The sequence below is a fragment of the Ruminobacter sp. RM87 genome, from assembly GCF_000701925.1.
GTDB classification, from domain to species: Bacteria; Pseudomonadota; Gammaproteobacteria; order Enterobacterales; family Succinivibrionaceae; genus Ruminobacter; species Ruminobacter amylophilus.
This window is the reverse complement of sequence record NZ_JNKD01000070.1, coordinates 1-11650: the sequence shown is the minus strand read 5'-3', so window position 1 is coordinate 11650 and position 11650 is coordinate 1. Positions and strand designations below refer to the sequence as shown.

Annotated in this window: 11 protein-coding genes; 2 read left to right on the top strand and 9 right to left on the bottom strand. The window is 40.4% G+C overall.

Annotation, left to right across the window (positions count from 1 at the left end; genetic code table 11):
- A partial coding sequence (locus tag T489_RS0110850; RefSeq protein ID WP_037319713.1) for an IS3 family transposase occupies positions 1 to 284 on the top strand: 284 nt, incomplete at its 5' end.
- Between the two features lie 43 nt (positions 285 to 327).
- On the opposite strand, the gene T489_RS0110845 is transcribed toward T489_RS0110850, so the two are convergent.
- The 3 genes from T489_RS0110845 to ftsY are packed head-to-tail and all read right to left on the bottom strand — an operon-like array spanning position 328 to position 3180.
- The gene (locus tag T489_RS0110845) at positions 328 to 1260 is read right to left on the bottom strand and encodes a cell division protein FtsX (RefSeq protein WP_031580057.1); all 933 of its coding nucleotides are present in this window, start codon (positions 1258 to 1260) and stop codon (positions 328 to 330) included.
- A 23-nt stretch (positions 1261 to 1283) separates the two neighbouring features.
- Positions 1284 to 1961 carry a cell division ATP-binding protein FtsE gene (ftsE, locus tag T489_RS0110840; RefSeq protein ID WP_031580056.1) on the bottom strand — a complete coding sequence of 226 codons (678 nt, stop codon included), beginning with the start codon at positions 1959 to 1961 and terminating at the stop codon, positions 1284 to 1286.
- Positions 1962 to 1989: 28 nt separating this feature from the next.
- Entirely contained in the window at positions 1990 to 3180 is a 1191-nt protein-coding gene (gene ftsY / locus T489_RS0110835; RefSeq protein WP_031580055.1) for a signal recognition particle-docking protein FtsY, read from the bottom strand.
- Positions 3181 to 3574: 394 nt separating this feature from the next.
- Between ftsY and rsmD the strand changes: the two genes are divergently transcribed.
- Positions 3575 to 4162, top strand: a complete 588-nt coding sequence (gene rsmD, locus T489_RS0110830; RefSeq protein WP_031580054.1) for a 16S rRNA (guanine(966)-N(2))-methyltransferase RsmD — start codon at positions 3575 to 3577, stop codon at positions 4160 to 4162.
- 82 nt (positions 4163 to 4244) lie between these two features.
- On the opposite strand, the gene T489_RS0110825 is transcribed toward rsmD, so the two are convergent.
- The 6 genes from T489_RS0110825 to T489_RS0110800 all read right to left on the bottom strand — a co-directional run bounded on the left by T489_RS0110825 (position 4245) and on the right by T489_RS0110800 (position 11235).
- Positions 4245 to 7544, bottom strand: coding sequence for a tetratricopeptide repeat protein (locus T489_RS0110825; protein WP_031580053.1), 3300 nt, complete (start codon positions 7542 to 7544; stop codon positions 4245 to 4247).
- A 265-nt stretch (positions 7545 to 7809) separates the two neighbouring features.
- Positions 7810 to 8574 carry a class I SAM-dependent methyltransferase gene (locus T489_RS0110820; RefSeq protein WP_051622046.1) on the bottom strand — a complete coding sequence of 255 codons (765 nt, stop codon included), beginning with the start codon at positions 8572 to 8574 and terminating at the stop codon, positions 7810 to 7812.
- Positions 8575 to 8613: 39 nt separating this feature from the next.
- Positions 8614 to 9426 (bottom strand): shikimate dehydrogenase, encoded by an 813-nt coding sequence (gene aroE / locus T489_RS0110815; protein ID WP_031580051.1) that lies wholly within the window; start codon positions 9424 to 9426, stop codon positions 8614 to 8616.
- On the bottom strand, positions 9419 to 9997 hold the full coding sequence (locus T489_RS0110810; RefSeq protein WP_031580050.1) for an L-threonylcarbamoyladenylate synthase type 1 TsaC: 579 nt from the start codon (positions 9995 to 9997) through the stop codon (positions 9419 to 9421). Before T489_RS0110810 ends, aroE begins: the two co-directional genes overlap by 8 nt.
- Positions 9998 to 10003: 6 nt before the next feature.
- On the bottom strand, positions 10004 to 10510 hold the full coding sequence (gene purE / locus T489_RS0110805; RefSeq protein WP_031580049.1) for a 5-(carboxyamino)imidazole ribonucleotide mutase: 507 nt from the start codon (positions 10508 to 10510) through the stop codon (positions 10004 to 10006).
- Between the two features lie 113 nt (positions 10511 to 10623).
- Positions 10624 to 11235 (bottom strand): DNA topoisomerase family protein, encoded by a 612-nt coding sequence (locus T489_RS0110800; RefSeq protein ID WP_051622044.1) that lies wholly within the window; start codon positions 11233 to 11235, stop codon positions 10624 to 10626.
- Positions 11236 to 11650: the final 415 nt, after the last annotated feature.

Genomic DNA, 11650 nt, shown 5'->3' with positions numbered 1-11650 from the left:
AAGGATGGCAGTACCAAATGTTCGAGTATCATTCCATGCTCAGAGAAAGAGGTATCATTCAGTCGATGTCTCGCAAGGGTAACTGCTATGACAATAGCATTATGGAAAATTTCTTTGGAAAGATGAAAAACGAGATGTTTTATGGACATGAATATGAGTTTAACACTCTAGACGAACTTAAAGATGCGATGGAGAAATATATCCATTATTACAACAATGATAGAATACAGAAAAAATTAAAAGGCCGAACTCCTTGTGAAGTAAGAAATTCAGCCTTAGAATAAGCATAAGTTTTATTTGTTCAACTTATGGGGGGCACTCCAGTCATTACTGAGGTCGTATACCATTGATACTGCTCTTTGCACTTATAAACGATACGATCATACACATAACAGTACTCACTGCGAACATTATCATCAATTCGTGAAAATTCATTCCGCGAAATATTATATGAGCCCCGTACACTTCAGCTATATGGTTTAAATATCTTTCAGTGGTGAAAATAACAATGGTTCCCAGCCACCAAGACACAAAACATCCGAGCACGCCAAGCCACATCCCCAAATATACATATGGACCAATAATATAGCCGTCAGTTGCACCTACCAGCTTCATCACTTCAATTTCATTGCGATGAAGCAGCACTCTGTTGGAAACCGTGTTTACCAATGTAAGTATCAGAGAAAACAACAGTATTGATGCAATCACAACAGTAATGTAACGCATTGCATCAGTGACAGAATTGATTTTCTTAAACCAGTCTCTGTCTACTCTAACCAGATCAACATATCTGTTGTTCTTTATTTCCTTAACAAGAAGTTCAAGATTTTCCGTACTGCTTTCAACATCTTCAGAAGGAAGAATAACAACAGCATGAGGTAAAGGATTTTCTGAATTGCTTAGAACATCATTTTCGTTGATTCCAAGCGATGCGGCAAAAGACTTTAACCCTTCATCCTTAGTAATCAGCTCAGCTGATTTGATTCTGACATCAGATTCAAGATCATCTTTAATCTGAAAAGCAACGGCTGAGTCTACGTCACTTTTCAGATAAACCGTAATATTTCTGCCTATGGTCAGATCAGATGTTGATTCTTTGAAATTCTGTAAGAAAACGTAGAATATTGATGGTATTGTCAGAGTAAGTGCAATCACAGCAATGGCCAGCAGTGTTCCCATGAAATTAACACTGACAAGAGTATTATAAACGTAATGAATATCTTTAATGTTTCGTCTTATCAGACTGACCAGGCTTCCCATATTACGTATTTCCTCTTTCGACTTTACTGAATATTATTGAATTCACCATCATATACAAGATGCCCGTGATTCAGCACCAGTGTGCGATGAGGACTGGTAGACAGAAGATCAGTGTCGTGACTTGCCATAACTACCGTGGTTCCGTCTCTGTTTAAAAGCTCAAAGAGAGCCAGAATATCCTGAGAAAGTCCCTTATCGAGATTTCCGGTAGGTTCATCAGCAAGAATGACATCAGGGCGGGCAACTACAGCTCGGGCAATTCCAACTCTCTGCTGCTCTCCGGTACTGAGAGATAAAGGGTAGAATTCTTCCTTGTTTTGAAGACCGACCTTTTCCAGTGTCTGCTTAACAAGTTCATAGGCCTCATCCTCATCAAAATCACGAATAAGAAGAGGTAAGGCCACATTTTCAGCCACAGTCCTGTTTAACATCAGATGATGATCCTGAAAAATCATACCTATTCTTCGCCTGAGATAAGGTATCTCCTTCAAAGATATATCTGTTATATCTTTACCATTAAATAATACCTGCCCTATGCTGGCACGCTCGATAACCGCTATAAGTTGCATTAATGAAGTTTTACCAGCTCCGGAATGCCCAGTCAGATATACAAACTCTCCTGATGATATCTTAAAATTTATATTCTGTAGGGCTATCTGTCCCTGCTGGTACACTTTACTTACTGATTTAAACTCAATCATCGAACACTACCATAAACTTATCATCTGGTTATTCTTCATCAAACAGAGCTTTTACAAAATCATCGGCATCAAAAACTCTAAGATCGTCAATACCTTCACCGACACCAATAAAGCGAATTGGAATACCGAAGTTATCCGCAATATTAAAAATCACCCCGCCCTTTGCGGTACCGTCAAGTTTAGTAATATTAATACCGGTAATAGGCACAACCTCGCCGAATAATTTAACCTGACTTATAGCATTCTGCCCCGTCCCCGCATCTACTGTCAGCATGACTTCATGAGGGGCTTCAGGATCTATTTTCTGCATAACTCGAACGATCTTCTGAAGTTCGGCCATGAGATTTGCCTTATTCTGTAAACGGCCTGCTGTATCTGCAATTAAAATGTCATAACCTTTGGCTTTGGCGCTTGATAATGCATCAAAAATAACAGAAGCACTGTCCGCACCTGTGCTCTGTGCCACAACCGGAATACCGTTGCGCTGGCCCCAGACTTTCAACTGCTCCACGGCAGCGGCTCGGAATGTATCTCCGGCTGCAAGCATTACCTTGTGTCCCTGAGCCTCAAAAAATTTGGCCATTTTTCCGATGGTAGTGGTCTTTCCGACGCCGTTAACACCTACCATCAGAATAACAAAAGGCTTCTTTGATGTATCAATAACAAGAGGAACTGACACCTTCTTCAGAATTTCATGCAAATCCGCATTCAATCTGCTGACCAGACTGTCCGCATCTTTCAGCTCCTTCAATGAAGCTTCAGCAGTAAGTTTTTCAATAAGCTTTTCTGTTGTCTCAATACCTATATCTGCTGAAATCAAAGTTGATTCAAGCTCTTCAAAAAGATCGTCATCAATCTTTCTTCCTTTGAATAGAGCCTTAATCCCCAGTCCCAGATTTTCTCTGGTTTTTCTTAAACCATTAACAAGTCTTTTGAAAAAACCTGGTTTTTCCTGAGGAACGGGAAGAACTTCTTCAGGTTGAGACAGTTCTTCTACAGCCGGCTCCTTTTCGGCACCTTCTGATAATTTGTCTGCCTCAATCTTATCTTTACTCAAAGATTCAGCATTATTACTCTGCAAAACGTCATCCTGCTTTTCTGCAGTTGAAACGGCATCCGTATTTGTTTTGTCTGAAATTTCTCCGGCTACTGAAGTTTCTTCTTTATCTTCTGTCTGTTTCCCCTTACCAAACCAGGAAAACCATCCTTTCTTTGCCATAATGTTCTACTTTACGCTATATGTGTTAAAAAATACTAAAACATGTAAAATCACGACGTTCAGCAATTATTTGAACTATCTGAAGCCGTTTCATGAATTCTAATAAATAGAGTTATGTGTTTTTATAAATCGCTCACTACACCCGATACCAGAGCTACCCGTGTCAACTACAAAAGCACAACCATTCTCACGGTACAGCCATGCGTTCTTCGCAGTATCCACAGACATTTTCTGTAAGCGGATTGGGACTTTCCCTACCACCGCTCATGCAACCAATCATTCCTAAACTCCTAAAAGCAGGAAATTTCTTGGCATGATTCTTTAAAAAACATTATTATTTTACCCAAATCGTGTTCTAAAATATACAAATAATTCAATAGGCTTTAGGGTACACATGGTTAAAAACAAAACAAATTCCACATCCGCCGGAATCATCAGAATTATTTCTGGCATGCACAGAGGCAGAAAACTACCTGTTATGGACATGCCGGGACTTCGCCCCACAACCGACAGAGTAAAGGAAACATTATTCAACTGGCTCATGTTTAAAATTCAGGATAAAAAAGTTCTTGATGCCTTCAGCGGTGCTGGTTCACTTGGATTTGAAGCCCAATCAAGAGGAGCCTCCACCGTCACCATGCTTGAGCTTAACAAACAGGTATGCGACCAGTTGAAAAAAAATGCTCAGGTCCTAAACTGCGGCAATGTAACAATCAGACAGACTGATACCCTGTCATTTCTAAAAAACTGTCATGAAAGCTATGACATTATCTTCCTGGATCCACCTTTCAGAACAGGACTGCTTGAAAAAGCAGTAGAATTAATCAATGACTCGATTGCACCTGACGGATGTCTGGTATACATAGAACATGAAAAAGAAAATGCTCTTAAACTTCCTGAAAAATACCACCTTCTTAAATCAGGAAACGCGGGCCAGGTGACATATTCACTATATGAAATAAACAGCGGTAGCAACAGTTAGCAATATTTTCGCAACAGTTTCAATCAAAAACGGTATGTAAATATTCACTAAAAACCCATACCGTTAGTCATGTTAAAGAAAACTATGCCTGACACAAATCTGTCTGTTCGCTGTGTTTATTACGATTATCCTCTATTATTTCAAGATACTTTATAGCCATTATCTGACCATTCTTTAATTCTCGCTGACTCAGATGCGAAAGCAGACTGTTTTTAAAGTTTATTGCATCTCTGTATGTGTTGTCGCATGACAGGCAAAGGACAGTCCACATGTACGCGTCAACATAGCTTCTATCCACACCAGCACCGTCTCTGTACATTTTGGCCAGTTCAAGCTGCGCTTCATGATCACCGCACTTTGCTGCTATGGACAGTAAATCACTGGCACTGAAGTTATTAATTTCACACCCCAGACCATAACGATACATCTTACCAAGCATTGTTGTGGATTTCAGATGGTTCTGTCCAACGGCTCTGTGGAGATAACTGATGGCCCTCGAATAATCCTTAGGAAAAAGATTTCCCTCAGTGAAAAGGCATGCCAGATAGTAAAGAGCTTCGGCATAATTACGTTCAGCGGCATCCCTGATAAGCTTCAGCCCCAAATCCACTGAACTGTCTCGTACCTTTTCTTCCATGTGCAGGATACCTAAACGATAAGAGCACTCAGGAATATTCTTTTTGGCTCCGATATAAAGCCACTTTTCAGCCTCATCATAATTTATCTGTATATTTGAACTATTACGAAGATACAGATTTGCAAGAAGAGAGTATGCTTTATCATAATTTGCGTTTATCAGAATTCGGTAGTAATTTGCCGCTTCATGATAATCACAAACTCCGCCTATTCCCTTTTCATACATTTGACCTAGGGCAAGATAGGCCTTTATATACCCAAGTTCTCCGGCTCTGCGGAAATAATCAAAAGCGTCCCCTGTTTTTGAAATCATGCCGATCCCCCGGTAACAGAAGATACCCATCATATAAAGCGCCTTAACATAATTCTGCTGTGCGGAATCATTTATGAGAGCAACAGCACGGCGATAATTTCTGTCGACTATTTTACCTTCGTAATAGATCATTCCCAGTTCATACAGAGCTTCCCTGTTGCCTTCCGCAACTACTCTTTCAAGCAGCTTCAAACCTTTACTGATATTTTTAGGCACCTCATCCCCTGAAAGATAAAGTCTGCTTAAAATTAACATACTCTGAGTATGTCCGAGGGATACCTCCTTTTCCAAAAGATTCATTGCTTTGGCTGAAGAATGAACTTTACTGTCTGCATTCATGTAAAGAGAAGCCAAAAGTTCCACTGAATTATCGCTGCCTCTCTCTACAGCCATACTTAAATACTTTTCTGCCTGCCGTTCATCACGACTGCATCCTCGACCATTGATATAACACACTGCCAAAGATTCCATGGCCGGAATGTATCCTTTTTCTGCCGCTTTCGTGTACAAAGAAAACGCCTTGGCATAATCCTGCGGAACACCTCGTCCGTCAAAATACATTTTTCCAAGTTTAAAGGAAGCTTTTGCATTACCTTTATCCGCAACTATACGATACCACTCAACAGATTTCTGCAGATTGACATCAAGAACCTCCCCTTTGTCGTACATTTCCGCCATGTACAGCTGAGCATCCAGATCTCCGCCGTTTGCCGCTTTTTCACACCATAGTATCGATTGGGCAAAATCCTGTCGTACCCCTTCTCCTTTAGAGTACATCTGAGAAACAAGATACTGAGCTCTCGGTTCCCCTCCGAGAGCCGCCTTGTTCATATACTCAAATGCTTCGTGGTATTTTGGTTTGTAGTTATCATACTCCTTCAGATAACGATATCCGTGCTGCCTATCCGGTGACTGCTGCACCAGCTTGAAAGAACTAGGCATTCTGCCGGTCTCTCCAGGTTTTGGAGAATATGACGGGATCGATTCGTTATCCAGAGAATCTTTAAGCATGCATGCATAATCATACATAGCCGCTATATGTTCATTATCAGCGGCCTTTTTATACCATTTGGCCGCCTCGTCTGACAATCCCTTCTTATTACATATACAGGCAAGTCTGTACTGAGCATCTGTAAATCCCTGTTCAGCAGATTTTTTAAACAGCTCAAAAGCAATATCCGAATAACACTTATCTTTAATGTCACCTATAATTCCGGCAAACATTTCTATAACAGAATCAGTCACCAAAGAATCCTGATTTGAATTCTGAGATTTTTTGTCATTTGAAATTGAAGCACTGTTTTCCTGAATGTTATTCTCACTGTGCTTTAATACTGATTCCGTATCTGCATTCTCATTGGAATACTCATTCCTAATCTGTTCACCTTTTTCGTCATTTTCCTGTCTACCGTTATCAATATTGTCTATGACATTATCCAGATCTCTGTTTTCACTGAATCTTTCAAAAATAACAGCCAAAAGATACAGAGATTCTCCATCCTGTCTATCAACAACATGTTTAAGCAGCGGTAGAGCTTCACTGTACCTTCTTTCAGAAATATACAGCTTGGCGATTTCAACATAAGCACCGAGAACACCTTCTGATTTTGCCTTCTCGAGGTAATCTCTTGCCTTCTGGGCATCATATTGAACGATATCGTCTCGGAGATAAATCTGAGCCAGCATCATATAGGCTTCAGGACACAATTCCTTAACCTGATTTAACAGCTTCACACCTTCTTCAGGAGAGTAGAACTTATTTTTACGATCAGTGTAAATTTTTGCAAGCTGACAATGAGCCCTGTAAATTCCCTGCTCCCTTGCTCTGCCAAGCCAAAGAAGTGCCATTAAATCATCTTTTGGAACCCCATCGCCTTTTAAATAGAGACATCCCAGTTCATACTGAGCCATTGCATGCCCTTTCTGAGCAGCACGCCCCAGCCAAAAAGCCCCTACCTTAACGTCACGACATTCTTCATCAAGATTAATCATGCCGTACTCATACATGGCATTTACATATCCCTGATTGGCGTAATAAAGGACAGATTCTTTTCTTCGTTCCAGACTGAGTTCACCATTATTTTTAAGGATGTCATCCTCAGAAAAAGACGGAGGGGGAGTTAATTTTTCATTCTCTTTAGCTAAATGATCATCGATGCTGGCCTGGTGTTCTTTAAGGCTTTCCAAACGATATTTTGCAGGCAAAAAACCAGAATCGGCACTTTTCTGCAGCAGCTTTTCAGGATCTTCTGAAGTTCTGGGATTAATAGATTTATCCAAAATCATGCTGGCGATAAAAAATAACGCTTCAGCACAATCGTTTCCTCTGCATTGTCTGAATAAAGATGCTGCTTCCTCACAATTACCCGCACGATACAAAGCTCTTGCTTCTGAAAGTAAAGATGAGTCTGCTATCGAACCTTCCCGCTGCATAACGAGTCCTACTGAATATTAAGATATCTATACGAATGCACCTATATTTCCCTCAGGCTTTCTTGAAGAAATCGGTACAAATACAAAAGGCCTTATAAAATCTTATCACAAGGAGATACATCACATGTTAATTTAATGCCAATTTTATGAGGTTCCTAACCTAAAAAAGAGACAGATTATATATCTGAATATTCCTCTGTACAGCAGCTGTCTGCGGTCAGGGAGTAATATGATTTTTTGAGAAAACTGGACAAACAGCTTCCGGTTAACTACGTAACAAAGGACTGTAAATATCGAAACGGTGATTTTTGGTAACCACTTCTGCAGTACGGACTTTTTCGTTCAGGATTGGAGCCCATTTCGGATTTTTCATAACGACTCTTTTGCCGGCAATTTTTCGAGCATCATCAAGAAGTTCCAAACGATCCTCATCACAACCGATTAGTTCGTGAAAAGTTCTCATTTCTTTCTTTACTAATGCAGACTTCTGTCTTTCCGGATACATGGGATCAAGATAAACGGTATCGGGAACAACATCGCCAGAGTATTCTGATATGGTAGAAACATCTTCGAGGATCATTCTTTCTCTGAAAAAATCTGAATTATCAGAGGACATTGCCCTGTCTAAACCGTTTTTAAGCAGAAGTCTTACCACGGGATTGCGCTCAAACAGATGAACTCTGGCTCCGAGATATGCATTTACGTAAGCATCTCTGCCAAGCCCCGCAGTTGCATCAAAAATCACAGGACTGTTCATATTGCCAAAACAGGCTCGAGCAACAGCCTCAGATTTCTTACCTCCTCCGAACTGACGGCGATGAGCCATGGTACCACCGACAAAATCGACGAAAACAAGTCCCTGTTTAGGCTCATTTAAATTACCCAGCCCGACCATTCCTTCTGATAATTTGATAAACAAGGGGGATGAGCATGAAATCTTTCTGCATGCATCAAGTTCACGCTGACAGGATGAGGCAAGAACCTCATCCTCAACAATTACTTCAAGTTTATAAACATCTTCAGAATTCATTAACATCCCTATTTCGGTAATGATTGACTTTTAAGTTTTTTATAAAATTTCTCTCAGAGCCTTCAGAACCGGAGCCGGATCTGGAGATACTCCGCGCCAGAGATTAAAACTTAATGCAGCCTGTCCGACGAGCATACCCAGGCCGTCTGAAACCTGAGTCGCACCATGTTCTTTCGCATATTCTGTAAAAACCGTGGTATCAGTTTTACCATACATCAGGTCATACACCAAAGCTCCCTTATACAGGGAATCATTCATCTGAGGAAGCTGACCGCTCAGACTCAGAGACGTAGCGTTAATAATCACGTCATAGCTGATGTCATCACCTGTTAATGATTCATAAGTTGCTACTTTTAACTGACTGAAATTTTTCTGAATCAGCTGTGCTTTCTCCAAGGTTCTGTTAACCAGCAGAATTTCTTCTGGGGATTCATCAAGAATCGGCCCTATAATTCCTCTGGCTGCGCCGCCTGCTCCAAGAATAAGAATTCTCTTACCGGCGAAATTCCATCCTAGACGCTTTATATCGTAGATAAAACCTGCGCCATCCGTATTATCCCCAACAACAGTTCCGTCATCACAGAACTTGATTGTATTAACTGCACCTGCCTTTGAAGCTCTGTCAGTTAACGTATCAGCATACGCATAAGCCTGTTCTTTAAAAGGAACCGTGACATTTAAACCTTTACCACCTTCCTTTCTGAAATTGTCCACGGTATTTTTAAAATCATCCAGCGGACATAAAAGTCTGCCGTACTCCATATTCTGCAAAGTTGTCTCGGCAAACATTGTATGAATAAACGGAGAACGGCTGTGATTTATCGGGTTACCCAACACCGCATATTTATCCATTTGTAACTTTTCCTCTTAAAACTTCTGCCGTTAAGCCATCAATTATCACACTGGGCTGCGATCTTCCTTCCGTTTTTCCACACACAATGTAATCCAGTTTATCTGCAAAGTCAGATACAACTGCATCATATGAGTCAAGAGAATTTTCACCGCTTATGTTACAGCTTGTAGAAACTACAGCTCCACCGTAAGCTTTGCAAAGTTCTTTAACAGCCTGACACGCACTTACCCTTATGGCAATGGATGTTCTGCCTCCGGTAAGTAATTCAGGAAGAGATGGCGATGCAGGAAGAACCAGAGTATATGGCCCTGGCCAGTATTTTGACATCAGTTCGTGACTGATTTCAGTCAATCTGCTGACATCAATATAAGGAAGAACCTGCTCATAATCAGCAGCAACAATAATCAGTCCCTTATTGGGATTTCTTTTTTTTAGTTCCAGAATTCTAGCCAAAGCTTTAACGTCAGCAGGATTACAGCCTATACCGAAAACAGATTCCGTAGGATATGCTATTACCCCGCCACGCTTCAATACGTTAACAGCTTTCTGTAAATTATCCGTATTGTCCATTGTAAATCAGCCGGCGAGTTTTGCCTGAAGAGCCTTATCCTTTGCTCTTACGGCATCAGCAGCTTCACGACGCTGTTCCTTTACCTTAACAGAAAGTTCTTCATCTGATACTGCCAAAATCTGTGCAGCAAGGAACCCGGCATTTTTGGCACCGGCCTTTCCAATGGCAACGGTAGCAACAGGAATTCCGCCAGGCATCATAACAGTTGAGTACAGAGCATCTACACCATTAAGCGGACCGCAATCTACAGGAATACCAATTACAGGCTTTGTTGTAATTGCAGCAACTGCTCCGGCTAAATGAGCCGCAAGTCCGGCGGCACAAATAAACACGCCACAACCGCGATTTTCAGCATCGGTTACAAAATTGTGGGTATCTTCAGGAGTTCTATGAGCAGAAGTAACCTTCACCTCTACTTTGACGCCAAAATCCTTAAGTACGTCTATGGCATTCTGAACAATAGGTAAATCGGAATCTGATCCCATTAAAATAGATACAAATTTTTTAGACACGGCAAAACTCCAGTTATCAAGAGTAAATATATAAACAAATGCGTACCTGACGCACCCGTTTGCAATTTTAACATAAAATTAGACTCTGGGCTTTTTTGCTGCATGTCTTAATGTTATGCGTTTATTCTGTTTCCGCACAACACGCAGATAAGTTTTTTACCATTTTTTAATTTTCTTACTATATGAACTTCACATCCACATTTTTCACATTTTCTTCTAACAGGTTGATGAGCCAGATTATATTTGCAGTCTGGATAATTACTGCATCCCCAGAATACCTTATTAAATCTGGTTTTTCGTACCTGAAGAACACCTCGACCGCATTCAGGACAAGGAATATCATCCGATTGTCTGTCTTTAAACACGTAATGACATTCAGGATAATTGCTGCAACTGATAAACTGTCCGTATCTACCGCTTTTTACAGCCATCGGATAGCCACATTCCGGACACTTAGTACCTTCCAGCATTCTCTCAATTGTGACAACCTGTTTAATCACAAATGGAGTCATATAACGACACTTAGGATATCCCGAGCAACCAAGCATCAGTCCTCTTCGTGTAGCAATAAGTTTTAACGCGCCACCACATTCCGGACATATTCCATAATTGTCGCTATCATCGTTTAACTTACTGTCTGTCTGATTAACTGCGTCATGCTGAGATTTATCATCACTCTTCTGATTACAGTCTGCAGAAAATAAAGAATTATCTGTAATAGCCATATCCGCAACAAAAAATTTTAGCAATAATACTCAGAAACCTACTTTAAACAAATTGTATCTGACCTTACGCTCTTATAACAAGAGCATAAATAAAATAGAGTGTGTCAACTAGACACACTCTTCCCATTCTTTGAATATCTAGTTACATTATCAAAAATAATTTATTAGGAAGTCCAAAAAATAAGAGACTTCCTTTATTTTTTATGTTATTATAGTTACATACTAACGTGTAACTATATAGGTACAATTATGGTTGTTGATACTCCCGAACTTCCTCCTCTGCTTTTCAATAGAAATGGTAAATATACTTATGTCTGTTCTTATGAGAACGCATGGGATCCTGTACGTCACATGTCTGTCAGAGTCAAGGGCAAAACCGTTACCGTTGGTAAGATTATTGGCGGTAACCTAACCG